Annotated in this window: 25 protein-coding genes; 18 read left to right on the plus strand and 7 right to left on the minus strand. The window is 65.4% G+C overall.

Translation table 11 applies throughout. The annotated features are described in order from the left end of the window. Positions 1 to 4: 4 nt before the first annotated feature. Together G566_RS0111765 and G566_RS14895 are read right to left on the minus strand one after the other, a co-directional pair. A complete protein-coding gene (locus G566_RS0111765) occupies positions 5 to 688 on the minus strand; it encodes an aquaporin (protein ID WP_084706865.1) in 684 nt (227 codons plus the stop codon). A 27-nt stretch (positions 689 to 715) separates the two neighbouring features. Beyond that, positions 716 to 1,213, minus strand: a complete 498-nt coding sequence (locus G566_RS14895) for a globin (protein ID WP_022680869.1) — start codon at positions 1,211 to 1,213, stop codon at positions 716 to 718. 194 nt (positions 1,214 to 1,407) lie between these two features. Here G566_RS14895 and G566_RS14360 point away from each other — a divergent pair, with 194 nt between their 5' ends. From G566_RS14360 to scpB, 6 genes are all read left to right on the plus strand, one after another. Beyond that, complete coding sequence (locus G566_RS14360) at positions 1,408 to 2,007, plus strand: J domain-containing protein (protein WP_022680870.1); 600 nt, start codon at positions 1,408 to 1,410, stop codon at positions 2,005 to 2,007. A gap of 93 nt (positions 2,008 to 2,100) precedes the next feature. Next, complete coding sequence (gene argS / locus G566_RS0111780; RefSeq protein ID WP_022680871.1) at positions 2,101 to 3,822, plus strand: arginine--tRNA ligase; 1,722 nt, start codon at positions 2,101 to 2,103, stop codon at positions 3,820 to 3,822. Next, positions 3,822 to 4,676: an SPOR domain-containing protein gene (locus G566_RS0111785; protein ID WP_022680872.1), complete on the plus strand. Its 855-nt coding sequence runs from the start codon at positions 3,822 to 3,824 to the stop codon at positions 4,674 to 4,676. The genes argS and G566_RS0111785 overlap by 1 nt, the downstream gene beginning before the upstream one ends. Then, complete coding sequence (locus G566_RS0111790; RefSeq protein WP_022680873.1) at positions 4,676 to 5,728, plus strand: glycoside hydrolase family 3 N-terminal domain-containing protein; 1,053 nt, start codon at positions 4,676 to 4,678, stop codon at positions 5,726 to 5,728. Before G566_RS0111785 ends, G566_RS0111790 begins: the two co-directional genes overlap by 1 nt. Continuing rightward, positions 5,689 to 6,501 carry a segregation and condensation protein A gene (locus G566_RS0111795; protein ID WP_022680874.1) on the plus strand — a complete coding sequence of 271 codons (813 nt, stop codon included), beginning with the start codon at positions 5,689 to 5,691 and terminating at the stop codon, positions 6,499 to 6,501. Before G566_RS0111790 ends, G566_RS0111795 begins: the two co-directional genes overlap by 40 nt. Beyond that, the gene (scpB, locus tag G566_RS0111800) at positions 6,494 to 7,075 is read left to right on the plus strand and encodes an SMC-Scp complex subunit ScpB (protein WP_022680875.1); all 582 of its coding nucleotides are present in this window, start codon (positions 6,494 to 6,496) and stop codon (positions 7,073 to 7,075) included. Before G566_RS0111795 ends, scpB begins: the two co-directional genes overlap by 8 nt. 58 nt (positions 7,076 to 7,133) lie before the next feature. Here the strand turns inward: scpB and G566_RS0111805 are convergent, their stop codons facing one another. Next, a complete protein-coding gene (locus tag G566_RS0111805; RefSeq protein WP_022680876.1) occupies positions 7,134 to 7,820 on the minus strand; it encodes a DUF1013 domain-containing protein in 687 nt (228 codons plus the stop codon). Between the two features lie 100 nt (positions 7,821 to 7,920). Between G566_RS0111805 and G566_RS0111810 the strand changes: the two genes are divergently transcribed. Beyond that, positions 7,921 to 9,141 (plus strand): kynureninase, encoded by a 1,221-nt coding sequence (locus G566_RS0111810; protein ID WP_022680877.1) that lies wholly within the window; start codon positions 7,921 to 7,923, stop codon positions 9,139 to 9,141. Here the strand turns inward: G566_RS0111810 and G566_RS0111815 are convergent. Continuing rightward, positions 9,134 to 10,132 carry an NAD(P)H-quinone oxidoreductase gene (locus tag G566_RS0111815; protein ID WP_022680878.1) on the minus strand — a complete coding sequence of 333 codons (999 nt, stop codon included), beginning with the start codon at positions 10,130 to 10,132 and terminating at the stop codon, positions 9,134 to 9,136. The two genes, G566_RS0111810 and G566_RS0111815, sit on opposite strands and share 8 nt — an antisense overlap. A 45-nt stretch (positions 10,133 to 10,177) precedes the next feature. Here G566_RS0111815 and G566_RS0111820 point away from each other — a divergent pair, with 45 nt between their 5' ends. The 5 genes from G566_RS0111820 to G566_RS0111840 all read left to right on the plus strand — a co-directional run bounded on the left by G566_RS0111820 (position 10,178) and on the right by G566_RS0111840 (position 14,514). Continuing rightward, positions 10,178 to 10,375, plus strand: coding sequence for a DUF1192 domain-containing protein (locus G566_RS0111820; protein ID WP_022680879.1), 198 nt, complete (start codon positions 10,178 to 10,180; stop codon positions 10,373 to 10,375). Positions 10,376 to 10,381: 6 nt separating this feature from the next. Further along, the gene (locus tag G566_RS0111825; protein WP_022680880.1) at positions 10,382 to 11,323 is read left to right on the plus strand and encodes an aminotransferase class IV; all 942 of its coding nucleotides are present in this window, start codon (positions 10,382 to 10,384) and stop codon (positions 11,321 to 11,323) included. Continuing rightward, complete coding sequence (locus G566_RS0111830; protein ID WP_156874515.1) at positions 11,320 to 12,036, plus strand: sulfotransferase-like domain-containing protein; 717 nt, start codon at positions 11,320 to 11,322, stop codon at positions 12,034 to 12,036. Before G566_RS0111825 ends, G566_RS0111830 begins: the two co-directional genes overlap by 4 nt. Positions 12,037 to 12,130: 94 nt before the next feature. Then, complete coding sequence (locus G566_RS0111835; RefSeq protein WP_022680882.1) at positions 12,131 to 13,228, plus strand: acyl-CoA dehydrogenase family protein; 1,098 nt, start codon at positions 12,131 to 12,133, stop codon at positions 13,226 to 13,228. 59 nt (positions 13,229 to 13,287) lie between these two features. Continuing rightward, the gene (locus tag G566_RS0111840) at positions 13,288 to 14,514 is read left to right on the plus strand and encodes an acyl-CoA dehydrogenase family protein (protein WP_022680883.1); all 1,227 of its coding nucleotides are present in this window, start codon (positions 13,288 to 13,290) and stop codon (positions 14,512 to 14,514) included. A gap of 54 nt (positions 14,515 to 14,568) precedes the next feature. Here the strand turns inward: G566_RS0111840 and G566_RS0111845 are convergent, their stop codons facing one another. Continuing rightward, positions 14,569 to 15,324 (minus strand): acid phosphatase, encoded by a 756-nt coding sequence (locus G566_RS0111845; RefSeq protein ID WP_022680884.1) that lies wholly within the window; start codon positions 15,322 to 15,324, stop codon positions 14,569 to 14,571. A gap of 214 nt (positions 15,325 to 15,538) precedes the next feature. Between G566_RS0111845 and clpA the strand changes: the two genes are divergently transcribed. Continuing rightward, complete coding sequence (clpA, locus tag G566_RS0111850; RefSeq protein WP_029131609.1) at positions 15,539 to 17,881, plus strand: ATP-dependent Clp protease ATP-binding subunit ClpA; 2,343 nt, start codon at positions 15,539 to 15,541, stop codon at positions 17,879 to 17,881. A 125-nt stretch (positions 17,882 to 18,006) separates the two neighbouring features. Next, on the plus strand, positions 18,007 to 18,210 hold the full coding sequence (locus G566_RS0111855) for a hypothetical protein (RefSeq protein WP_022680886.1): 204 nt from the start codon (positions 18,007 to 18,009) through the stop codon (positions 18,208 to 18,210). Here the strand turns inward: G566_RS0111855 and G566_RS0111860 are convergent, their stop codons facing one another. Then, positions 18,211 to 18,780 (minus strand): regulatory protein RecX, encoded by a 570-nt coding sequence (locus tag G566_RS0111860; RefSeq protein WP_022680887.1) that lies wholly within the window; start codon positions 18,778 to 18,780, stop codon positions 18,211 to 18,213. 123 nt (positions 18,781 to 18,903) lie between these two features. Here G566_RS0111860 and G566_RS0111865 point away from each other — a divergent pair, with 123 nt between their 5' ends. Beyond that, complete coding sequence (locus tag G566_RS0111865) at positions 18,904 to 20,664, plus strand: fatty acyl-AMP ligase (RefSeq protein ID WP_022680888.1); 1,761 nt, start codon at positions 18,904 to 18,906, stop codon at positions 20,662 to 20,664. A 30-nt stretch (positions 20,665 to 20,694) separates the two neighbouring features. Beyond that, the gene (locus G566_RS0111870) at positions 20,695 to 21,627 is read left to right on the plus strand and encodes an NAD-dependent epimerase/dehydratase family protein (RefSeq protein WP_022680889.1); all 933 of its coding nucleotides are present in this window, start codon (positions 20,695 to 20,697) and stop codon (positions 21,625 to 21,627) included. 9 nt (positions 21,628 to 21,636) lie between these two features. Here G566_RS0111870 and G566_RS0111875 read toward each other — a convergent pair whose 3' ends face one another. Then, complete coding sequence (locus G566_RS0111875) at positions 21,637 to 22,212, minus strand: Pycsar system effector family protein (protein ID WP_156874516.1); 576 nt, start codon at positions 22,210 to 22,212, stop codon at positions 21,637 to 21,639. A 72-nt stretch (positions 22,213 to 22,284) separates the two neighbouring features. On the opposite strand from G566_RS0111875, the gene G566_RS0111880 reads away from it, so the two are divergent. Together G566_RS0111880 and spt are read left to right on the plus strand one after the other, a co-directional pair. Continuing rightward, positions 22,285 to 22,536 carry an acyl carrier protein gene (locus G566_RS0111880; protein WP_022680891.1) on the plus strand — a complete coding sequence of 84 codons (252 nt, stop codon included), beginning with the start codon at positions 22,285 to 22,287 and terminating at the stop codon, positions 22,534 to 22,536. 4 nt (positions 22,537 to 22,540) lie between these two features. Further along, positions 22,541 to 23,770, plus strand: coding sequence for a serine palmitoyltransferase (spt, locus tag G566_RS0111885; protein WP_022680892.1), 1,230 nt, complete (start codon positions 22,541 to 22,543; stop codon positions 23,768 to 23,770). Positions 23,771 to 23,832: the final 62 nt, after the last annotated feature.

The following is a 23,832-nucleotide window of genomic DNA, read 5'->3' on the forward strand; positions in this document are numbered from 1 at the left end:
CGGTTCAGGGCGCCGGATGCATCGCCCGATCAACCCAGTGCGCGCACAGCGCCCCCGCCAGTTGCGCGGCCACGAACGCCGGCTCGCTGGCCGGTGCGATGCCATCGAATGTATCGGTCAGGCTGCGCGCAAAGGTGAGCGTTGGATTGGCGAAACTGGTTGACGACGTGAACCAGCAGGCCGCCGTGATATAAAGCGCCACGCAGGCCGGCACCGCTTCCGGGCGATGCCGCCCGGTGAGCAGCACGGTGAGCAGCAGGCCGAAGGTGGCGATATACTCGCCCAGCCACTGCCCGGCGCCGTCGCGAACATGGCCGGAAAACTGCAGGATCGGCAGATCGAACATGGCGTGCGCGCACCACACGCCGGCAATGCCGGCCACCAGCTGCACCGCCATCATCGCCGCGCCGCTGGCCCACGTGCCTTCGCAGCGCAACCGTGTGACGATGGTGACAGCCGGGTTGAAATGCGCGCCCGATATCGGTCCCAGCATGGCGATCAGCACATAAAGCATCGCGGCGATCGCCCCGACATTGCCGATCAGCGCCACCGCGACATTGCCGCCGGCCAGCCGCTCCGCCATCACGCCCGATCCCACCACGCAGGCAAACAGCAGGAAACTGCCCAGCGCCTCGCCCACCAATATCGCCCGCATGCTGCCCCCAGCCCTTGTTGTTGGCGCCATCATCGGGGCGCTGGCGCGGCTGTCAACCGCTCAGCGCATCGGGAAGGGCAGCCCGCGCTCCCCCACCGGCGGCAGCACGTCATCCAAATCGATCACCCGCGCTTCATTGCTGCTGCCGGGCAGGGCGGCCAGCGTGGCGGCGGCGCGATCCAGCACCACATCCCACGCCGCCGCCATGGCCGGCGTGAAGCCATCGCCGCAGCCATCACGGATCACGGCGGCGACCACGGGCAGGAAATCGGCAAACACGGCGCGCGGGATGCCATAGGCATCGTGGGTGATGGCTTCAGTGCCCAGGAACGCCCCGCCCCAGCCGCCGTCCGGCGCGTAGGGAGCGGCCAGATCCAGCACCATCTCGAAACTGCGGTTGAGCATCTCGCCACGGATGCGGCCCGAGGTGTCGCGCCAGAATTCGGTTTCCATGGCCGGGTGCAGCGCAAACAGTCGCGCATAGATCGCCGGCTGCGGATCGCCGATTCGAGCAACGGCCAGTTCCAGGCTGGATTCGACGGCGGCGCGGTGGTGCATGAACCCATGCTGCGCTGTGACCCGGCTGGCCACAAGTGCCGGTTTTGCAGAGGGCAGCAACGCCGGACCGGCGTTAACCCTTTATTATTGGGTTTGCCATTGATAAATTTGTGACAAACTTTAACAAAGAGTTTCTAATATTGTTGCGTTGGTGTGTTTGCGTAAGGCCAACGCCGAAGTGGGGGGATGTTCCGATGTCCGAGGCGCGGCCGTTCGTTGATTATTATGCGATCCTGCGGGTTCATCCCGAGTGCGATCACCGCACGCTGGAAATCGCCTATCGCAACCTTGCGAAAATCTATCACCCCGATCATCCGGAAACCGCCGACATCGACATGTTCAATGCGGTGATCGAGGCCTATCGCGCGCTCAAGGATCACGGCAAGCGCCTGGCCTATGACACGCTCTACAGCAGCAACACCGGCTTCGCGTTTTCCGCCGACGATGACATCCTGGCTGAAGAGCGCACCGCGCTGTCCGATGCCGATGTTCATGCCGAAGTGCTGCTGTACCTGTACAAGCGCCGCCGCGAACGCGCCCAGGAACCGGGCGTGGGCCAGTATGAACTGCAGCGCATGCTGGGCTGCACCACCGAAGCCTTTGATTTCCACGCCTGGTATCTGAAGGCCAAGGGCCTGATCGAAACCACCGACGCCGGATCGTTGGCCATCACCATCGCTGGGGTGGATCATGTGATCAGCACGTCGCGCACTGTGGCGCAGGAAAAGCTGCGCATCACCCAGTTCGCCGGCAATGCGGGCCCACGCGCCTGGCCACACGCCGCCGCCGCCTGAACCGGGCCAGCTTGCACCCCAAGCTGATAGACGCACGCGCTGCTTGGCGTTAGGGAACGGGCAATCCCGTTTCTTCATGCAAAGCAGACCCTCGTGAACCTGTTTACCGACTATGCCGCCGTTCTGAAGGCGGCGCTGGCTGAGCTGACCGACGCTGGCACCCTGCCCACCGGCCTGTCCCATGCCAACGTCACCGTGGAACCGCCGCGCGATGCCAGCCACGGCGATCTGGCCACCAATGCCGCGATGGTACTGGCCAAGCCTGCGGGTATGAACCCGCGCGCATTGGCCGAAGCGCTGGTCACCGCCCTGCGCACAAAGCCGGGCATCGCCGCCGCCGAAGTGGCCGGGCCGGGCTTCATCAACCTGAAGCTGGCCGACAGCGTGTGGCACGCACAGATCAACGCCATGCTCGGCGCCGGCAGCGATTATGGCCGCTCCAACGTGGGCCAGGCCAAGCGCATCAACGTCGAATATGTCTCCGCCAATCCCACCGGGCCAATGCACATGGGCCATTGCCGCGGTGCGGTGGTGGGCGATGCCCTGGCGGGTCTGCTGGAATATGCCGGCTGGGACGTGACCAAGGAATATTACATCAACGATGCCGGCGGCCAGGTCGATACGCTCGCCCGTTCCGCCCACCTGCGCTATCGCGAGGCGCTGGGTGAGACGATCGAGATCCCGGAAGGCTTCTACCCCGGCGATTATCTGGTGCCGGTGGGCGCGGCGCTGGCCGCCGAGTTCGGCGACACGCATGTGAACGCGCCCGAAGCCGATTGGTTGGCCCTGTTCCGCACCCGCACCGTCGCCCTGATGATGGAGCGTATCCGTGCCGATCTGGCCCTGCTCGGCATCGAACAGTCAGTGTTCTTCTCCGAAGCCTCGCTCGGCACCAAGGTGCAGGACGCGCTCGACACGCTGAAGTCCAAGGGCCTGATCTATGAAGGCGTGCTTGAAAAGCCGAAAGGCGATGCTGCCGACGATTGGGAAGCCCGCCCGCAGACCCTGTTTCGCTCGACCGATTTCGGTGACGATCAAGACCGGGCGATGCAGAAATCGAACGGCAACTGGACCTATTTCGCCGGCGACGTCGCCTATCACTGGGACAAGCTGACCCGGGGCTATGACGCGCTGGTCAACATCTTCGGCGCCGATCACGCCGGCTATATGAAGCGGATGACAGCGGCGGTGAAGGCGCTTTCCGATGGCCGCGTGCCGCTCGATATCAAGATCGTGAACCTGGTGAAGCTGCTGCGCGCCGGCGAACCGGTGAAGATGTCCAAGCGCGCCGGCACGTTCGTGACGCTGGGCGAAGTGGTTGAGGAAGTGGGCAAGGATGTGGTCCGCTTCGTCATGCTCACCAAGCGGCCGGAATCGATGATGGATTTCGATTTCGCCAAGGTGGTGGAACAGAGCCGCGACAACCCGGTATTCTATGTCCAGTACGCCCATGCCCGCATCGCCTCGCTGGGCCGCAAGGTGCTTGAGGCGGGCGTGGCCCTGCCGGAACCGGACCTGACGCTGCTCGACGCCGATGAGCTGAACGTCGTGAAAATGGCCGCCAACTTTCCGCGCATCGTCGAACAGGCCGCCGATGCCCGTGAGCCGCACCGCATCGCCTTTTACCTGGGCGATCTCGCCGCCGCCTTCCACAGCCAGTGGAACGCCGGCAATGATGACGCGACCCGTCGCTTCGTGCTGGCCGATCGGCCTGATCTGACCGCAGCGCGGCTGGCCATGGCGCGCGCGGTGGGGCAGGTGATCAGGAACGGCCTCGCGGTGATCGGGGTGGCCGCTGCCGAGGAGCTGCACTGATGGCGCAAAGGGACGAAGACGCCCCCTGGCTGGCTGAGGCGGCGGCGCTGCGGGCCGCGCCAAAGAAGCGCCCGCTGCTCAACATCATCATCGCCGTGCTGGCGCTGGGCGCGGTGGCGGCGGTGGCGCTGCTGATGCTGCTCGGCCGGCGCGATGGCGGCTCGTCCCAGGGTTATATGGAAGCCGATCAGGCACCGCTGATCGAAGCCGATGCCGGCCCCTACAAGGTGCCGCCCGCTGATCGTCAGGGCATGGATGTGCAGGGCGACGGCGAAGTGATCCATGAAGCCGTGCGCGGCGAGAATCCGGGCGCGGTGATCGACATGGGCGCCCTGCCCGAAGAACCGCTGGGCCGGCCGCGTGATCTGCTGCCGCCAGGCAGCGCAGCGCCGCCGCCCGCCGCGCCAGCTGGCCAGCCGGTGCAGGTGCAGGTGATGCCGGCCGGGCCGGCACCCGCCCGCCCGCTGGCCAAACCCGCGGTGCCGCAGCCGGCGCCCGTGGCCGTGAAGCCAGTGCCAGCCAGGCCCGTTGCGGTACCGCCGGCGCCCGCCAGCAAACCGCCAGCCGCCGCCAGCGCAACGCCCAAAACCGTCACCAAACCGCCAGCGCCCGTCACCCCGCCGGCAGCAACCGGCAGCAAGACGGTGCAGATCGGTGCCTTTTCGAGCGAGGCCAAGGCCGAAGAGGAATGGGCCCGGGTATCCGGCAAGGCCAAGCTTACGGCCAAGCAGATCCAGAAACTGACCTCGTCCAGCGGCAAGACAATGTGGCGGGTGCGCGGCACGGCCGCTGATCCCGATGCCTCCTGCAAGGCCATCCTGGCAGTCAAGGGCGCCTGCGAGGTGAAGAAGTGATGCAGCCGCTTTTCCTCGGGCTCGCCGGCCTTGCCCTGAATGACAACGAGCGCGCGCTGTTCAGCGCCGCCAATCCGGCCGGTTATATCCTGTTCAAAAGAAACGTCGATTCGCCGGATCAGGTGCGCGCGCTGACCCAGAGTTTGCTCGATCTGGCCGGCCGCGATGTGCCGATCCTGATCGATCAGGAAGGCGGCCGCGTCGCCCGCCTGCGCCCGCCGCATTGGCCGGAGTTCCCGACCGGCGAGCGCTTTGGCCTGCTCTATGACAAGGCGCCGATTACCGCGATCGAGGCCTGCCGGTTGAATGCGCTGGCGCTGGCAGCCTTGCTGAAGGACCTCGGCATCAACGTCGATTGCCTGCCGCTGCTCGACGTGCGTGACACGCAAGGCCATGATATCATTGGTGATCGCAGCTTCGGTACGGAACCCATGGTGGTCTCCGCGCTCGGCAAAGCGGTGCTTGATGGCTTCCGCGCCGGCGGCATCTGCGGCGTCGTCAAGCATATCCCCGGCCACGGCCGCGCCCGGGCGGACAGCCATTTGGAACTGCCTGTGGTCACCGCCAGTCGCGAAGAGCTGGAGCGCGATTTCGAGCCGTTCCGCCGCCTCGCCGACGCCCCGATGGCGATGACCGCCCACATCACCTACACCGCGCTGGACGCCGCGCGCTGCGCCACGCTTTCGCCGGATGTGATTGATTTCATTCGCCAGGATATTGGCTTCGGCGGCCTGTTGATGTCCGATGATCTGGGCATGCACGCCCTCGGCAACCCGCAATCGGGCGGCCACCCGCCGGGCAGCAACGCCTTGCAGGATTTCGGCGCCCGCGCGCTCGCCAGCCTCGATGCCGGCTGCGACATCGCCCTGCATTGTTCGGGTGATTTCAATGAGATGCGTTCCATCGTCGAAGCCGCTCCGGTGATGAGCAACGCCGCCGCGACGCGCCTCGCTGCCGCCATGGCGTGGATGGGGAGCGGTGAAGCACGGGGCGATTCCACCCCTGTCGCCGAATGGGCCGCCGCCCGCGACGCTCTGCTGGCGCTGGCGTGATCGAAGCGGACGAGCAGTTCGATCTGCCGGTGCGGGCCGCACCGGAAACGGCCACGCTGATCCTGCAACTGGGCAGCTGGGAAGGCCCGCTCGATCTGCTGCTCACCTTGGCGCGGGCGCAAAAGGTTGATCTGGCGCAGATTTCCATCTTGGCGCTGGTCGATCAATATCTGGGTTTCATCCGCGACGCCAAGGCGCTCAGCCTGGAACTGGCCGCCGATTACCTCGTCATGGCTGCTTGGCTGGCCTATTTGAAATCCCTGCTGCTGCTGCCCAAGGACCCGGAGGCCGAACCCGATCCGGCTGAGCTGGCGCTGAAACTGCAATTCCAGCTGCAACGGCTGGAAGCCATGCGCGAATCCGGCCAAAAACTGCTCGCCCGCCCGCAGCTGGGCCGGGACATGTTCCGCCGCCCCAATCCGGAAGGTCTGGCCGAAGAGAAGCGCGCCACCTTTGAATGCAGCTATTATGATCTGCTTTCCGCCTATGGCGCAATTACCGCGCGGCGCTCACGCTCCGTCCATGTCGTCCGCCGCCGGCCGGTAATGGCGCTGGATGAAGCCATTGAACGGCTTGAACATTTGTTGGGCCGCAGCATCGACTGGACGGAGCTTGTGCGCTTCCTGCCGGCCGATTTGGCGGACGAATCTTATGCCCGCTCGGTGCTGGCCTCCAGCTTTGTCGCCGCGCTGGAACTCACCCGTCAGGGCAAGGCGACGCTCAGCCAGGGCGTCGCCTTTGCCCCCATCTTGCTGAGGGCCCGTCATGACTGACGAGACTGTGGATTTCGCCCTGACCCGCGCCTTGGAAGCGATCCTGTTCGCGGCCGACGCGCCCTTGAGCCTGACCGAGATCACCCGCCATGTCGGCGAACGCGGCGACCTTTTGCCCACGCTGCGGGCGCTCGCCACCAGTTACGAACCGCGCGGCATCAACCTCGTCGAACGCGGCGGCAAATGGCAGTTCCAGACCGCGCCCGATCTCGGCCATTTCCTGCGCACCAGCCGCGAAACGGTGAAGAAACTCAGCCGCGCCGGCGTCGAAACACTGGCGGTGATCGCCTATCACGAGCCGGTGACGCGACCGGAAATCGAGGAAATCCGCGGGGTTGCGGTTTCCGGCGGCACGATCGACGTGTTGATGGAAGCTGGCTGGGTCCGTCCCGCCGGTCGCCGCGAAACCCCCGGCCGGCCGCTGCAATATGCAACGACGCCGGAATTCCTTGCCCATTTCAATCTCACCAGCCGGCGCGACCTGCCCGGTATGGCGGATCTGAAGGCCGCTGGCCTGCTCGACCGCGAGCCGCCGCGCGAACTGCCGCTGCCGCTGGGCGGGCGCGAGGAATGAAGAACCCGCTCACGCCATGGGCATGAGCGGGCTTTGAATTTTCAGCGCAAGCGCAGGATCAGCGGCGGAACAGCGCCTCGCCCTGCTCCAGCGCGGTGCCGGGCGTGTTCGAAACCGGCGTTTCCGGCGCATTGGCGGCGGCATAACGTTCGGCCTGCAGCTGATTGATCAGCGCGGCGCGATCGGCTTCCACCTTCTCCGGATCGACGGTCGTGTCGATACCGGCCTTCTTGGCGGCAGCGGCGACCAGCGCATCCATTTCGCGCTGGCTGGTCAGGCCCAGCGTCACCGGGTCACGCGGCTGGAGGTTGGCGTAGTTCCAATGGCTCTTGTCGCGGATGGCAGCAATCGTCGTCTTGGTGGTGCCGATCAGCTTGGAAATCTGGCCGTCGGTGATTTCCGGGTGGTTCTTGATGATCCACAAGATGCCATCCGGCTTGTCCTGGCGCTTGGACACCGGCGTGTAACGCGGGCCCGACGTGCGGCGTGCCTGTTCCGGCATGCGCGAAATCTTGATATCGTAATCCGGGTTGGCTTCGCCCTTGTCCAGCTCTTCGCGGGTCAATTCACCAGCGCGGATCGGATCGCGGCCCTTCAGCTTGGTGGCGGCGGTATCATCGGCGATCGCCTGGATTTCCAGGATGTGCAGGCCGCAGAAATCGGCGATCTGCGAAAAGGTGAGCGCGCTGTTGTCCACCAGCCAGGCGGCGGTGGCATGCTGCATCAGGGGCAGGGTGGTGGCCATGGTCTTGGCTCCTTTGCGGAATAAAAACAGCCGCCCCTTGCGGGACGGCTTGACACAGACAGCTTGTAATGGAGGGCGCACTGTGGCGCAAGGGCGCTCTATGTTGCCCTCCCCCGCCCAACTGGCCGCGCTTGATGCTGCCGATCCACTCTACTTCGCCCGCGCCCGCTTCCGCTTGCCACCGGGGATCGTCTATCTCGACGGCAACTCATTGGGGCCATTGCCCGCCGCCCTGCCCGAGCGCCTGGCACAGACAGTGGCAAGCGAATGGGGCGATGGCCTGATCCGCAGCTGGAATGATGCCGGCTGGATCGATCTGCCGGTCTCGTTGGGCGCCGCCATCGCGCCAATCGTCGGCGCCGAGCCCGCATCTGTGGTGGCCTGCGATTCGGTCAGCCTCAACCTGTTCAAGCTTGCCAGCGCGGCGCTGGCGCTGCGGCCTGGCCGCCGCACGATCCTAATGGAGGCCAGCGACTTCCCCACCGATGCCTATGTGATGCAGGGGTTGGCGCAGCTGGCCGGTGTCACGCTGAAGCGCGTCGAACGTGCCGATCTCACCGCCGCGCTGGATGGCGATGTGGCGCTACTGCTGCTGACGCATGCGCATTACGTGGCATCCCAGGTCCATGACATGGCCGCGATGAGCGCTGCTGCGCACAAGGCCGGCGCGCTCAGCCTGTGGGATCTGTCGCACTCGGCGGGCGCACTGGTGGTCAATCTCGATGCCGATGGGGCCGATTTCGCGGTCGGCTGTGGCTACAAATTTCTCAATGGCGGACCCGGCGCGCCGGCCTTCGCCTATATGGCCCGCCGCCACTGGGACACGGCAGAACCGGCGCTCACCGGCTGGATGGGCCACGCCGCCCCCTTCGATTTCACCGCCGATTACGCCCCTGCCGCCGGCGCGCGCCGCCTGCTCACCGGCACGCCGCCGATCCTAGCCATGCGCGCGCTGGAGGCCGGGGTGGCGACCTTCGACGGCATCGATCTTGCCGCCGCCGAGTCAAAGTCGCGCCAGCTCGTCCACCTCTTTGCCGCCGGCGCGGCAACGCTGCCCGGCGTCACAGTGGACGCGCCACCCGCTGTTCGCCACGGTGCCCACGTCATCATTCGCCACCCTGAAGCCCGTCGCCTGATGACCGCGTTGATCGCCCGCGGTGTCATCGGCGACATGCGCCCGCCCGATGCCATGCGTTTCGGTTTCCCGGCGCTGACCACCCGTTTTGCCGATATCGGCTTGGCGCTCGAGGCGTTGCAGGCGGTGCTGACCAGCGACGAATGGCGGGAAGAGCGTTTCGCGCCAAGGGGTATCGTCAGCTGACCTGCAACACGATTTTCCCCACGTGTGTGCCAGCCTCCATCCGCGCATGGGCGGCAGCAGCTTCGGCGAGCGGGAACACCATGTCGGTCACCGGCGTCAGCCGCCCGGCCTCGAACGCCGGCCAGATCACGCCTTCCAGCGTTTCGGCGATCGCCGTCTTGAAGGCGATGGGGCGCGGGCGCAGCATGGAACCGGTCAGCACCAGCCGCTTGCGCATCACAAGCCCCAGGTTCACTTCCGCCGTTGGCCCGCGCTGGAAGGCGATGCTCACGTGGCGGGCATCGTCGGCCATGCAGGCGATATTCTTCGGCACATAATCGCCGCCCACCATGTCGAGCACGATGTCGACGCCCTTGCCGCCGGTCAGCGCCAGCACTTCGGCCGAAAAGTCCTGCGTCTTGTAATTGATCGCATGCGCCGCACCGTGTGCCACGGCCGCCGCGCATTTTTCATCGCTGCCGCAGGTGGCAATCGCGGTCAGCCCGACTTCCTTCGCCAGTTGCAGCGCGGTGATGCCGATACCGCTGGTGCCGCCGTGGATCAGGATCGTCTCCCCCGGTCGTGCCCGGCCACGGTCCATCACGTTGGACCAGACGGTGAACCAGGTCTCCGGCAGGCCGGCGGCATCCGTCATGCTCATGCCGGCGGGCACGGGCAGGCACTGGCCGGCCGGCGCCGTGCAATATTCGGCATAACCGCCGCCCGCCACCAGCGCGCACACCGCATCACCCGGCCGCCAGCGCGTTACCTCGCTGCCCACCGCCACCACGGTACCGGCGATTTCCAGGCCCATGATTGTCGGCGTGCCAGGCGGCATCGGATAGAGTCCCAGCCGCTGCAGCACATCGGGCCGGTTCACGCCGGCCGCCGCCACCTTCACCAACACTTCGCCGGGCCCGGGCTGCGGGACGGGGCGGGAGACGGGTTGCAACACCTCCGGCCCTCCCGGTGCAGCGGGGTCGATGGCGGTCATGGTTGTGGGAATGGTCATGCGCCGGATATTGACAGGGCAGCCCGCGCGGTCAACCGTTGGACCATGTTCGACGAAGCCGACCTGCCCAAGAAGAAGAGTGACCTGCTGGCCGATCTGGCCCGAGAAGACCTCGATCGCCTCTCCATCGCCGATCTCGACGAGCGCATCGCCGGGCTGGAAGCGGAGCTGGTGCGCACGAAAGCCAAGCGCGAAGGCGCAGCGCAATTCCGCGCTGCCGCCGACAGCCTGTTCAAGAAGTAACCAACCATGACCACATCCCTGGGTACCCATGATTTCGTTGCGGACACGCGCAACGAGACGATCCTGATCAACGTCAATGGCCAGCTGCTCCGCCGCGCCGAGGCGATGGTGAGCGTGTTCGATTCCGGCTTCATGCTGGGCGACGGCGTGTGGGAAGGCCTGCGCGTCCACGCCGGCCGCATCGCGTTTCTGGATCAACATCTCGATCGGCTGTGGGAAGGCGCCAAGGCCATCTACATGGATATCGGCATCAGCCGCGAGGAGCTGGAGCGGCGCATTTACGACACCATCGACGCCAACGCGATGAGCGCCTGCCATATCCGGCTTATGGTGACGCGCGGGCTGCGTTCCACCCCCTATCAGGATCCGCGCGTGGTGGTCTCACCCGCCACCATCGTCATCATCGCCGAGTACAAGGACCCGCTGCCCGCCACCATCGAGAAGGGCATCCGTCTCGCTACCGTGCACGTGCGGCGCGGTTACCCGGACGTGCAGGACCCGAAGCTCAACAGTCATTCGAAGCTGAACTGCATCACCGCCTGCATCCAGGCGACGCAAGCGGGCGCGGACGAGGCGTTGATGCTGGATCCGCACGGGTTTGTGGCGACGTGCAACAGCACGCATTTCTTCATCGTGAAGAAGAACCGCCGCGGGGTGGAGGAAGTGTGGACATCGTCGGGCGATTATTGCCTCGCCGGCATCACGCGCGGCAACGTGATCGCGGTGTGTGAGGACAATGGCATCCCGGTTTTCCAGAAGAATTTCTCGCTGACCGACGTCTATTCCGCGAGCGAAGCCTTTGTGACCGGCACCTTTGCCGGCGTGGTGCCCGTGACCAGCATCGATGGCCGCAAACTGACCGATGCGCGCGGCCCGATGGTGGCGCGGTTGCAGGGCCTGTATCGCGCGTTGATCGAAGCCGACGTCACGGCGCGGGGCCGGCTGTGACCACCCGGATTGCAATGTGGTCAGGGCCGCGCAACCTGTCGACGGCGATGATGCGCAGCTTTGGGGCGCGCGGCGATTGCCATGTGAGTGACGAGCCGTTTTACGGCGCCTACCTTCACCACACCGGCGACGATCACCCGATGGCCGGCGACGTGATCGCCGACATGGACTGCGATTGGCTCAGCGTCACCGCCGCGCTTTCCGGGCCGTGCGCGAAGCCAATATGGTACCAGAAGCACATGGTGCACCACATGGTCGGGGAGGTAGCACTGGGTGATCTGAAGGGCTTCCAACACGCCTTCCTGATCCGCGCGCCGGAACGGGTGATCGCCTCCTACGCCGAAAAGCGGGAGGTGGTGACGGCGGAAGGCCTGGGGTTCGCCCAGCAGCGCGCCTGGTTCGAAGCGGAAGCCGACCGGCTGGGCCACGCTCCGCCGGTGGTCGATTCGGCCGATGTGCTGGCCGACCCGGCAGGGACGCTCTCCCGCCTGTGCGCGGCGCTGGGCATCGCGTGGACCGACTCCATGCTGCACTGGCCCGCCGGCCCCCGCGACACCGATGGCGTGTGGGCGCCGCACTGGTATGGCCGGGTGCTGGCTTCCACCGGCTTTGATGGCCGCGAAGGGCCGCTGCCGGCGTTGACGGGCGAAGCGGCAAACGTGCGTGACGAATGCCGGCCGCATTATGAGTTCCTCAGCGCGCACAAGCTCTGACTCCCCCCTGTCCATCACCGCGTCAAAAGCGACAGGTTGCCCAAGGCTGACGTGCGCGTAATCTGCCACCCAATCAGCTTTGGGGAGTAGACCCGTGAATTTCGATTTTTCCGACGAAGCCAAGGAACTCGGCGAACAGGCGCGCAAGTTGCTCGCCGAAAAGGCCGGCACGGGCCCGGCGCGCAGGGCGATGGCCGCTGACGCACCGGCGATGGACGCCGCCCTGTGGAAAGAGATTGCCGAACTGGGCTGGACCGCTGCACGCGTGCCGGAAGCCCATGGCGGCCTTGGCCTCACGGTCGAGGAAGTGGCCCAGTTGGCAGAAGCCGCCGGTGGCAGCCTCGCCCATGTGCCGCTCGTCTCCACCCTGCTCGCCACCGAAGCGCTGGTGCTGGCCGGCACGGAAGCCCAGCAGGCCAAGTGGTTGCCCGGCATCGCCAGCGGTGAGATCATCGCGTGCGTCGCCTGGAGCGAACCCGGTGCCGTGAGCCCGGCCACGGTGAAGACCGTGTCCAGCGGCAGCGCCCTGACCGGCGTGAAGCAGCCGGTGGCCGATCTTGCCGTTGCCCATGTCGCCATCGTGGCGGCCGCTGGCGCTGATGGCCCGCGGCTTTACATCGTCGATCTGAAGGGCGCGCAGACGGCGGCGGTGGAAACCGTCGATCTCGTCCGCCGCCACGGCAAGCTGACATTGAGCGCCACCCCGGCCGAAGCGCTGGGCACGGCCAGCGACTATCAGGATTGGCTCGACCGCGCCGCGGTGATCCTTGCCTATGAAGCCATTGGCACCGCTGGCGCCGCGATGGCGATGACGGTGGATTATGCCAAGACCCGCGTCGCCTTCGGCCAGAAGATCGGCCGTTATCAGGCGGTCAAGCACAAGTGTGCGGACATGTATATCAAGCTGGAACTGGCCCGCGCCCACGCGCTGCATGGCCTGGCCATGATTGGCACCAATGGTGCCGAACTGCGTCAGGTGGCAGCTGCCGCCCGCGTCGCCAGCCTGGATGCGCTGGCCTATTGTGCCGAGGAAAATGTCCAGCTGCACGGCGGTATCGGCTTCACCTGGGAAAGCGATTGCCAATTCTATTACCGCCGCAACCGGGCGCTGGTCGCCGCGCTTGGTCCGCGCGGCTGGTGGGCCGATCGGCTGGTGCGCGCGCTGGAACAGCGCAACAGCGCTGCCGCGTGACGAAATGCGCCTCGACAGATTGAGCGGTCGAGGGTGAAAACAGCTTCGGGAGAGACATCATGGATTTTAACGACGCCCCGCAGGAAGCCGAATTTCGCGCCGTTGTGCGCGCCTGGCTGAACGAGAATGCCACCGAATATCGCGATCCGCCCCCGGAAGGCATGAAGCTGCCGGAATTCATCGCGCGATCCAAGGCATGGCAGGCCAAGAAGCACGCCGCCGGCTATACTGGCATCACTTGGCCCAAGATGTTCGGCGGCCAGGGCCTGACGCCCATGCACAGCATCATCTATGGCCAGGAAGAAAGCCGCTGGCACGTGCCGCAGGGCCTCTATTCCATTGGCCTTGGCATGTGCATCCCCACCGTCTTCACCCACGGCAACCCCGAAGTGGTGCAGCGTTATGTGCCCAAAGCGCTGCTGGGCGAGGAAGTCTGGTGCCAGCTCTTCTCCGAACCGGCGGCGGGCTCCGATCTCGCCGGCATCCGCACCAAGGCGGTGCGTGAGGGCGATGAATGGGTGATCGACGGCCAAAAAGTGTGGACCAGCTTCGCCCACGCCTCCGATTTCGGCATCGTCGTCTGCCGCACCGATCCGAACATGCCCAAGCACAAGGGCCTCACCATGTTCATCGTGAACATGAAGGCACCGGGCGTGACCGTGAAGGGCATCAAGCAGATGTCGGGCGGCAGCGATTTCAACGAAGTCTTCTTCGATGGCGTGCGCGTGAATGATTCGCACCGGCTGGGCGCCGTTGGCGACGGCTGGAAGGCGGCGCTGACCACGCTGATGCACGAGCGTTTGGCGGTCGGCGGCAAGCCGCGTTACGCGCCCGGCTATGAAACGCTGATGAAGCTGGCCAAGGACGTGGAAGCGCCGGACGGCAGCCCCGCCATCGGTGCCAGCGACGTGCGCCAGAAGATCGCCCAGACCTACATCAACGATCAGGGCATCAAGCTCACCCAGATGCGGGCGCTTTCGGCCCTGTCAAAGGGCCAGGTGCCCGGCCCGGAACAGTCCATCTCCAAGGTGGTGGTGGCCAAGACCATGCAGGATCTGGCCAGCTTCGCGCTTGATCTGTCGGGCGGTGACGGCTTTGTGGCCGGCGCCGACGCCGATCCGGAACTGGCCAAGCTGCAAGGGTCGTACATCGGTTCGGCCGGCCTCCGCATCGCCGGCGGGACGGACGAAATCCTGCGCAACATCATCGCCGAGCGCGTGCTGGGCCTGCCCGGCGACATGCGTCCGGACAAGGACACGCCGTTCAATCAGAGCGTGCCAGCGTAAACGACGGATAGTGACAAGGGGGCGGTGGCCAATCGGCCGGCGCCCCTTTTCGCGTCAATCGGCCGGGCAGCCTTCCGGCACCGGCGCCAGGCTCAGTTCCGACTTGGCCTTCAACAGATCCGCCTTGTAATCCGCTGCGTCCGCGATCTGCTGATAGAGCGCCGTGGCCATCAGGCGGCCGCCGGTCACATCCGACGCCCAGTGCACCCGGCAGGCGATGCGCAGATCGCCCGTGGCCTTGCCGAACTTCAGCAGCGCGGCGCTGCGTTCCGGCCGCGCGTCCGACAGGATCAGGCCCCACAGCCAGCCGACCGCAGCATGGCCGGACGGATAGGCAAAGCCCAGCGCCTTCCCGCCGTCCTTCGCGGCATCCGGGTCGCAGGCCTTGCCCCTATCCGTGCTGAACGGCCGCGGGCGCTTGTAATAATCCTTGGCCAGGAACACGGCGCGGCCCAGATCGGTGCCGGCGCGCCGAAGCAACATCAGGGTGGCCGGCGTGGTTTGCGGGGTGAGCGTGGCGCCGAGCGCACAACTCACGGTCTTGACGAAGCTGGGGCTGGTCACGCTCAACTGGCCGATGGCGCTCTGCCACAGTGGCCCGCCGATGCCGCGCTTGCTCTGGCGATAGAGGAATTTGTCGGCCTGCTCATCGGTGCTGCCGGCTTCGGGCGGCGGCGGCAACAGTCGCATCAGGGCCAGCGGCGGCCTGTCCGCCACATAACCTGAGGCCGCCGGTGCGGCGGCGGTCATCATGGGCTGGGCCGCCAGCGGCGCGGCAGTGAGCATCAGGGCTATCAGCATCAGGCGCATTTCAATCTCCCATGCAGGAAATCCATCATGGCGCGCCGCTACCGGGCTGACCAGTGCTTCCTGTTCGCCACTGCGACATTACAAACGTGTTGCAGTGGGCCGTTTGCCCCTTGATATCTGGCCCAGCCGGGCAGACATTGGCTGTAGGCCCTCCATACGGCCGGGCCGGCCAACGGCGCTCCTTTCCCCCGAAGGGCGCGCCACGGAGATGTTGATGCCCTCGTTCACCCGCGAACTCGAAAAGACCCTGCACAACGCGCTGGCCGAAGCCGCGCGCCGCACCCACGAATATGCCACGCTGGAGCATCTGCTGCTGGCGCTGACCACCGATACCCACGCCGCCCAGGTGATGAAGGCCTGCAATGTCGATCTGGAAGAAATGCAGGGCCAGTTGATTCGCTATCTCGATACCGAACTGCAGGCGCTGAAGGCCGATGCCAGCGTCGATCCGTCGCCCACCGCCGGTTTCCAGCGCGTGGTGCAGCGCGCCATCCTGCATGTGCAAAGCTCTGGCCGCGAAGAAGTGACCGGAGCCAACGTGCTGGTCGCGCTGTTTTCCGAACGCGAAAGCCACGCCGTGTTCTTCCTGCAGCAGCAGGACATGACGCGGCTGGATGCGGTTTCGTTCATCAGCCACGGCATCGCCAAGTCTGGCCAGTCCGAAGCCAAGCCGCCCAAGGGCTCGGCTGATCGGGAAGAGCCGGAAGAAAAGCCGGCCAAGGCGGAGAAGAGCGACAAGAAGGGCGGCGAAAGCGCCCTCAAGCAGTTCACGGTGAACCTCAACGAGAAGGCCAAGATCGGCAAGGTTGATCCGCTGATCGGACGGCATGCCGAGGTGGACCGCACTATCCAGATCCTGTGCCGCCGGTCCAAGAACAACCCGCTCTATGTGGGTGATCCGGGCGTGGGCAAGACGGCGATCGCCGAAGGCCTGGCCCGCAAGATCGTCGAAGGCCAGGTGCCCGATGTGTTGCTGCCCGCCGTCATCTACAGCCTCGACATGGGCGCGCTGCTTGCCGGCACGCGCTATCGCGGTGATTTTGAGGAACGGCTGAAGAATGTCGTGAACGAGCTGGAAAAGCTGCCGCACGCCGTGCTGTTCATCGATGAAATCCACACCGTGATCGGCGCGGGCGCCACCAGCGGCGGGGCGATGGACGCATCGAACCTGCTCAAGCCCGCGCTGTCTTCGGGCGCGATCCGCTGCATCGGTTCGACCACCTACAAGGAGTTCCGCAACCACTTCGAGAAGGACCGCGCGCTGCTGCGCCGCTTCCAGAAGATCGACGTGAACGAGCCGAGCATCGAGGATTCGATCAAGATCCTGATGGGCCTGCGGCCTTCGTATGAGGAGCATCACAAGCTGAAATACACCGCCGATGCCATCAAGGCGGCGGTGGAGCTTTCAGCGCGTTACATCAACGATCGCAAGCTGCCCGACAAGGCCATCGACGTGATCGATGAAACCGGCGCCTCGCAGATGCTGCTGCCCGAGAACAAGCGCAAGAAGAGCATCGGCGTGAAGGAAGTGGAAGCGGTGATCGCCACCATGGCGCGCATTCCGCCCAAGAGCGTTTCCACCGACGACAAGACTCAGTTGCAGACGCTGGAAGGCGATCTGAAGCGCGTGGTGTTCGGCCAGGATGCCGCCATCGAAAAACTGTCCAGCGCCATCAAGCTGGCGCGTGCGGGCTTGCGTGAACCCAACAAGCCGATCGGCTCCTACCTGTTTTCAGGCCCCACAGGGGTTGGCAAGACGGAAGTGGCCAAGCAGCTGGCCAGCATTCTGGGCATCCCGCTCACCCGCTTCGACATGTCGGAGTATATGGAACGCCACTCGGTCAGCCGGCTGATCGGTGCGCCTCCCGGCTATGTCGGCTTTGATCAGGGCGGTCTGCTCACCGATGCCGTCGATCAGCAGCCGCATTCGGTGCTGCTGCTCGACGAAATCGAAAAGGCCCACCCCGATCTGTTCAACATCCTGTTGCAGGTGATGGACAACGGCAAATTGACCGATCACCACGGCAAGACGGTGGATTTCCGCAACATCATCCTGATCATGACCACGAACGCCGGCGCGGCCGACATGGCGCGTGAAGGCATTGGGTTCGGCGCCACCACCCGCATCGGTGAGGACGAGGAAGCCATCAAGAAGATGTTCTCACCCGAATTCCGCAACCGGCTGGATGCCACCGTGCCGTTCGGTTACCTGCCGCCATCGGTGGTCGCCATGGTGATCGACAAGTTCGTGCTGCAGCTGGAAATGCAGCTGGCCGATCGCGATGTGCACATCAGCTTGACCGAAGAAGCCAAGGCCTGGCTGATCGCGCGCGGTTATGATCGCCTGTATGGCGCCCGCCCGATGGGCCGGCTCATCCAGGAGAAGATCAAGCAGCCGCTGGCCGAGGAACTGCTGTTCGGCAAGCTGGTCAACGGCGGCGAAGTGCGCGTGCACGTGAAGGACGAGGATCTGTCGTTTGAGATCGTGCCGGCGATCAAGAAGCTGAAGGCTAAGAAGGCCCCCAAGGCGCTGCCAGCGCCGGCCACGGAGGCCTGAAGATCATCACCCCCCGCCGGTCGCCCGGCGGGGGGTTTTGCTGGCCACGGTCGTAATCGTTCAGCCTGCGGTCAGCCGGAAGTCGGCAGTTTATCCCTTGGAAGACTTGCAAGGGGAATCGGGCGATGATCGGGCAACTGGCATCACGCATCGGGCTCATGGCCCTGATGGTGGCGGCGTTGATCGCTGCCGAACCACGCCTCACCCTCGCCTTCGAACAGGTCGGCGATCCGCGGCCAAAGCGCTTTGCCCTCACCGGCGAGGTGATGGGCAAGGCGCTGGGATTGGTGATCAGCTGGTCGGGCGGCAGCCGTCAGCTTTTGCGCTGATCAATCCGCCGCAATCAACGCTTCCGCTTCCGCCACGCTGCGCGCCGCCAATATCTGCCGCGCCACCCCCATCGCGTGCCCGGCGCGCAGCATGGCCGCGAGCGCCTTTTGCCGGCTGGCCGGATCGTCACTGCTCTCGCGCGCGAACGGCCCCAGCCGCTTCCTCCGGGCAAAGGCCAGCGCCGTGGCCAGCGCCGCTTGCTCATCGGGCGCCTCACCGCGATCAGCTTCGCCGACTCCAGCCGCGTGCAACTGCTCCGTCACCCGGCGATGGCCCAGTCCGCGCGCCGCCATCGCCCGGCTTTTCATGGCCGCAAAAGCGGCATCATTGACATAACCCAGCTCTACCATCCGGTCCGCCAGCGCTTCCAGTGGGGCCGGCTGATCCCCGGCCCAGCCGCGCTCCTTCAACTTGCGGGCCAGATAGCGCAGCAATTTCAAACGCGTGGTGGCAAAGCGCGCGGCATAATGCAGGGCCAAATCCCGCAAGCCAGCCTCGTCCAGCGGCGGCGGGACCCGGCGCTCGCCACCGCGCTTTGGGCGGCCATTTCCTTGCTTTTCATCATCCATGCCACTTTCCTGCCACTTTCGGGCCGGAATTTGAACGCCCCCGCGTGCAACAGTCATGGTGTAGAAAAATGACATGCAACGCGGGCCGGGTCGGGCTCTGGCGTTGCGGCAAGGGAGATACCGATGGCCGACACCCCCCAGGCCGCTTCAGCCTCGACGCTGAAACCCACTGCCACCAGCGATGCGCTGCCGCAGCGCCGCTCCAATTTCGCCACGCTCGGTGATGCTCTGGATTACGCCGCGCAGGGGCAGAAGGGCTTCAACTTCCACGATGCCCGCGCCGATCTGGTGCGCGCTTACCCCTTTTCGGAACTCGCCGCCGATGCCCGCCGCCACGCCGCGCACTTCATTGCCGAAGGCGTGCAACCCGGTGACCGCATCGCCCTGATCGCCGAAACCGGTGCCGGTTTTGCTGCCGCCTTCTTTGGCGCCATCTATGCCGGCGCGCTGCCGGTGCCGCTGCCGCTGCCGACCAGCTTTGGCGGCCGCGAAGCCTATGTCGATCAGATCCGGGTGCAGCTCACCAGCTGCGATCCGCTGATGCTGCTCTCCCCGCCCGGCCTTCACGATATCGTGAAGGATGCCGCCACCGGCCTGTGTGCCGCCCATGATTGGGACGAGTGGTTCAGCGGCGAAGCGCCCGACGTCACCCTGCCCAAGGCCAAGCCGACCGACATCGCCTATCTGCAATATTCGTCGGGCTCCACCCGCTTTCCGCACGGCGTTGCGGTCACCCACGAAGCGCTGCTGGCCAATCTGTCGGCCCACGCCACTTGCACCCATGCCGCTGAAGGCGACCGGGTGGTGAGCTGGCTGCCCTGGTATCACGACATGGGCCTAGTCGGCTGCATGCTCGCGCCAATGTCCAACCAGGTGTCGGTCGATTATCTCGCCACCGAAGATTTCGCCCGCCGCCCGCTGTCGTGGCTCACGCTGATCAGCCGCAACCCGGATGCCTCGCTCAGCTATTCGCCCACCTTCGGCTACGACATCTGCGCCCGCCGCATCTCGCCGTCGATCCCGGTTGCCGAACGCTATGACCTGTCGCGCTGGCGCGTTGCCGGCAACGGGGCGGACATGATCCGCCCGGAAGTGATGCAGGCCTTTGTCGATACGTTCGCGCCGGCCGGTTTCAAGGCATCTGCTTTCCTACCCAGCTATGGTCTGGCCGAGGCGACGCTGGCTGTCACCATCATGCCGGTGGGCGAAGGCATCCAGTGCGACCTGATCGATGAGCGCACGCTGTCGGGCGCCACCGAGCCGCGGACTGATCACCGCCTGCCCACCCGCTATCGCGCCATCGTCAACTGTGGCAAGGCCGTGCCCGGACTGACCATCGAAGTGCGTGACGAAAACGGCAAGCTGCTGCCCGACCGCAAGATCGGCCGCGTGTTCGTGAAGGGCCTCGGCATCATGGCCGGCTATTTCCGCGATCCCGATGCCACCGCCGCCTGCATGAAGGACGGCTGGCTCGACACCGGCGACATGGCCTACATGAAGGACGGTTCGCTCTATATCGTCGGCCGCGCCAAGGACATGATCATCATTAACGGCAAGAACCACTGGCCGCAGGACATCGAATGGGCGATCGAGCAGCTGCCCGGCTTCAAGGCCGGCGACATCGCCGCCTTCTCGGTCACCACCCCGTCGGGTGAGGAAGCGCCTGCCGTGCTGGTGCAGTGCCGCACCAGCTGCAACGATGAACGCATCAAGCTGCGAGACGCCATCAAGACCAAGGTGAAGGCCATCACCGGCATGAGCTGCGTGGTTGAACTGGTGCCGCCGCGCACCCTGCCGCGCACCTCGTCGGGCAAGCTGAGCCGGTCGAAGGCGCGGTTGCAGTATTTGTCGGGTGAAATTCAGCCGTTTGAAATCGCAGCTTAACGCGCCGCGCTGTCAGCGTCGCGCCAGCCGATGACCGAAATCACCGCGCCCGGCGCGCTCCCCCCGATCGCCCTTACCGGCGCCACCGGCTTCGTCGGCCGCCGCGTCGTGGCGCTCGCCAATCGCCCCGTGCGCGCCCTCACCCGCCGGCCGCAGCCGCCGCAGCCCGGCGTTGAATGGGTGCTGGGCGATCTTGATGACACAAACGCGCTGGCCCGCCTGTGCGAGGGCGCGGCGGCCGTGCTGCACATCGCCGGGGTGGTCAACACGGCCGATGAAGCCGGCTTCGTCGCCGGCAATGTCACCGGCACCGCGAATGTGCTGGCCGCCGCAGCTGGCGTACCGCGCTTCGTCCATGTCTCCAGCCTCGCTGCACGCGAACCGCGGCTTTCATTGTATGGCGCATCCAAGGCGCAAGGCGACACCCTCGTGATGGCCAGCACCCTTGATTGGGTGATCGTGCGCCCGCCCGGCGTCTATGGCCCCGGCGATGCCGAGATGCGCGACCTGTTCAGCCTGGCGCGCTTCGGCCTGGGCCTTGCTCCCGGCCGGCCTGGCGCCCGCATCAGCCTGATCCATGTCGACGATCTGGCCCGCGCCCTGCTTGCGCTGGCGAACGCCGGCCCATCCCGCGAGATCCTGGAAATCGATGATGGGTCCGGCGGCTATACCCACGGCCAGCATGCCAGCGCGATGGCCCGCGCGATGGGACGCAGCCGTGCGCGCATGATCCCGATCAGCAACCGGCTGCTCGGCCTTGCGGCCAGCGTGGCCACGCTGGTTGCCGGCTGGAAAGGCGAACTGCCCAAGCTCAGCCGCGACCGCGCCTTCTATCTTGCTCATCCCGATTGGGTGGCGCGCGGCGGCAATGAACGGCTCGGCGCCATCTGGCAGCAGCAGATCGGGCTGGATGATGGCATGGCCGATACGGTGCGCGATTACCGCCAAAGAGGTTGGCTGTAACGCGGCTGGCTATAGCCCCAGCGCCGTCTGGAGCAGGAACACGACAAAGGTGGCGATCAGCCCGCCGATGATCACGCGATAACCCCAGCCGAGATATTTATACTTCTTCTGCGCCAGCACCTGGCCCAGTTGATAGACATCGCGGGCCATCGCCACCTGGATGGCGTGATCATCGGCGTTGGTGCGGTCCAGCCAGCCGATCCAGTCCGCTTCGCTCATCTGGGTGAAACCGCGGAAGAACAACAGGTTGGGAGGTGCTGCCGGCCCCTTCCCGCCGCCCAGTTTGGGCAGAACCGCCAGCATGCACAGCACCGCGGCCAGCCCGGACGACGCCGCCAGCACCAAAAGCGCCGGGTTGGTCGCGGCTTCCTTCACCACCAGCGCAAACACCACCGAATTGACCCCGATGATGATGCTGGCCTTCTGATCGGCCATCGCCGACAGCGTGACATGGTGCTGCTGCATGGTGCGCAGCAGATGGATGGCGTTGGCGTGGCTGACACCCGGAAAGGGCGGCGGCGCGCCCTCGGTTGTCGCGTCGATAATGATGTCTGTTGTGTCCCCCCATGCGCGGCATGATGGCACCAACGCCCGCGCTCCGCAATTTGGCCATGATGTGAGGGCAAGGGGCCAAGAAAGCCTATCATTGGAGCCTTCATGACCGACCGCGCAACCGTTTACGCCCGCATCATCGAACTGATCGAGCCGCTGAACACCAAGAAAGTGGCACTCACCGAAGCCACCAGCTTTGCCGGCGACATGGAAATGGACAGCCTGACCGTGATGGACCTTGTCGCCAGCATGGAAGACGAGTGGGACATCATGATCCCTCTGAACCTGCTGCCCGATCTGGAAACCATCGGCCAGGTGGCCGATGCCGTGGCCGGGCTGCTCGCCAAGAAGGGTTGAGGCAATGACAAATCCTCCTGTCCTCGATCTTCTCGCCAAATATGATCCGCTGATCGCCGAACACGCCGGGCTGCTCTCCACCGGCATCCGCGATCCGTTCGGCATCGTGATGGAAAAGGTGCTTTCCCCAACCGAAGCCATCATCAAGGGCCGCCACACCATCCTGCTCGGCACCTACAACTACATGGGGATGACCTTCGATGCCGACGTCATCGAAGCCGGCCGGCAGGCGCTCACCGATTTCGGCGCCGGCACCACCGGCAGCCGCGTGTTGAATGGCACCTATCAAACCCACGCCGCCTGCGAAGAAGCCCTGAAAGGCTTCTATGGCATGTCCCATGCCATGGCGTTCTCCACTGGTTACCAGGCCAATCTCGGCATGGTCTCCACGCTGGCCGGCAAGGGCGATTTCATCATCCTCGATGCCGACAGCCACGCCAGTATTTACGATGGCTGCAAGATGTCCAACGCCGATATCGTGCGCTTCCGCCACAATGATGTCGCCGATCTGGAAAAGCGCTTGAAGCGCCTGCCGCCCGAAGCCGGCAAGCTGGTGGTGCTTGAAGGCGTGTATTCGATGCTGGGCGATGTTGCGCCGCTGCCGGAACTGGTGGCGGTGGCCAAGGCGCACGGTGCCATGGTGCTGGTCGATGAAGCCCACGGCATGGGCTTCTTCGGTGAGCATGGCCGCGGCGTCTATGAAGAACAGGGCGTGGCGGACGACGTTGATTTCGTCGTCGGCACCTTCTCCAAGTCCGTCGGCACGGTGGGCGGCTTCTGCGTCTCCAACCACCCCAAGTTCGAGATCCTGCGCCTTGTTTGCCGGCCCTACACCTTCACCGCCTCGCTGCCGCCGGCGGTGATTGCCTGTTCCACCACCAGCATCCGCAAGCTGATGACGGCGCACGACAAGCGCGCCCGGCTGTGGGAAGCAACGCGGCGTCTGCACGGCGGCTTGAAGGCGCGCGGCTTCCGCCTCGCCACCGATACGCCGGAAAGCGCCATCGTTTCGGTGCTGATGCCAGATCAGGAAACCACCGCGCTGATGTGGTCCACCCTAATCGAGCTGGGCGTCTATGTGAACATGAGCCGGCCGCCCGCCACGCCGGCTGGCGTGTTCCTGCTGCGCTGCTCCATCTGCGCGCTGCACAGCGATGAGCAGATCGACATCGTGCTCGCCAAGTTCGAACAGGCCGCGCAAATGGCCCAACTGGCCCTGCACGAACACGCCTGATTTGTTCATGACGGGGCCATCCCGGGCGGCTATAGGATAGCCGCCCGGTCGCCGTCGCGCCC

It is taken from the genome of Sandarakinorhabdus limnophila DSM 17366, from assembly GCF_000420765.1.
GTDB classification, from domain to species: domain Bacteria; phylum Pseudomonadota; class Alphaproteobacteria; order Sphingomonadales; family Sphingomonadaceae; genus Sandarakinorhabdus; species Sandarakinorhabdus limnophila.

Bases quoted from the DNA above. Each gene is read 5' to 3' on its own strand.
- G566_RS0111765 (WP_084706865.1), bottom strand. From the start codon at position 688: ATGATGGCGCCAACAACAAGGGCTGGGGGCAGCATGCGGGCGATATTG.
- G566_RS14895 (WP_022680869.1), bottom strand. From the start codon at position 1,213: ATGCACCACCGCGCCGCCGTCGAATCCAGCCTGGAACTGGCCGTTGCT.
- G566_RS14360 (WP_022680870.1), top strand. From the start codon at position 1,408: ATGTCCGAGGCGCGGCCGTTCGTTGATTATTATGCGATCCTGCGGGTT.
- G566_RS0111785 (WP_022680872.1), top strand. From the start codon at position 3,822: ATGGCGCAAAGGGACGAAGACGCCCCCTGGCTGGCTGAGGCGGCGGCG.
- G566_RS0111790 (WP_022680873.1), top strand. From the start codon at position 4,676: ATGCAGCCGCTTTTCCTCGGGCTCGCCGGCCTTGCCCTGAATGACAAC.
- G566_RS0111795 (WP_022680874.1), top strand. From the start codon at position 5,689: ATGGGCCGCCGCCCGCGACGCTCTGCTGGCGCTGGCGTGATCGAAGCG.
- scpB (WP_022680875.1), top strand. From the start codon at position 6,494: ATGACTGACGAGACTGTGGATTTCGCCCTGACCCGCGCCTTGGAAGCG.
- G566_RS0111805 (WP_022680876.1), bottom strand. From the start codon at position 7,820: ATGGCCACCACCCTGCCCCTGATGCAGCATGCCACCGCCGCCTGGCTG.
- G566_RS0111810 (WP_022680877.1), top strand. From the start codon at position 7,921: ATGTTGCCCTCCCCCGCCCAACTGGCCGCGCTTGATGCTGCCGATCCA.
- G566_RS0111815 (WP_022680878.1), bottom strand. From the start codon at position 10,132: ATGACCATTCCCACAACCATGACCGCCATCGACCCCGCTGCACCGGGA.
- G566_RS0111820 (WP_022680879.1), top strand. From the start codon at position 10,178: ATGTTCGACGAAGCCGACCTGCCCAAGAAGAAGAGTGACCTGCTGGCC.
- G566_RS0111825 (WP_022680880.1), top strand. From the start codon at position 10,382: ATGACCACATCCCTGGGTACCCATGATTTCGTTGCGGACACGCGCAAC.
- G566_RS0111840 (WP_022680883.1), top strand. From the start codon at position 13,288: ATGGATTTTAACGACGCCCCGCAGGAAGCCGAATTTCGCGCCGTTGTG.
- G566_RS0111845 (WP_022680884.1), bottom strand. From the start codon at position 15,324: ATGCGCCTGATGCTGATAGCCCTGATGCTCACTGCCGCGCCGCTGGCG.
- clpA (WP_029131609.1), top strand. From the start codon at position 15,539: ATGCCCTCGTTCACCCGCGAACTCGAAAAGACCCTGCACAACGCGCTG.
- G566_RS0111855 (WP_022680886.1), top strand. From the start codon at position 18,007: ATGATCGGGCAACTGGCATCACGCATCGGGCTCATGGCCCTGATGGTG.
- G566_RS0111860 (WP_022680887.1), bottom strand. From the start codon at position 18,780: ATGGATGATGAAAAGCAAGGAAATGGCCGCCCAAAGCGCGGTGGCGAG.
- G566_RS0111865 (WP_022680888.1), top strand. From the start codon at position 18,904: ATGGCCGACACCCCCCAGGCCGCTTCAGCCTCGACGCTGAAACCCACT.
- G566_RS0111870 (WP_022680889.1), top strand. From the start codon at position 20,695: ATGACCGAAATCACCGCGCCCGGCGCGCTCCCCCCGATCGCCCTTACC.
- G566_RS0111880 (WP_022680891.1), top strand. From the start codon at position 22,285: ATGACCGACCGCGCAACCGTTTACGCCCGCATCATCGAACTGATCGAG.
- spt (WP_022680892.1), top strand. From the start codon at position 22,541: ATGACAAATCCTCCTGTCCTCGATCTTCTCGCCAAATATGATCCGCTG.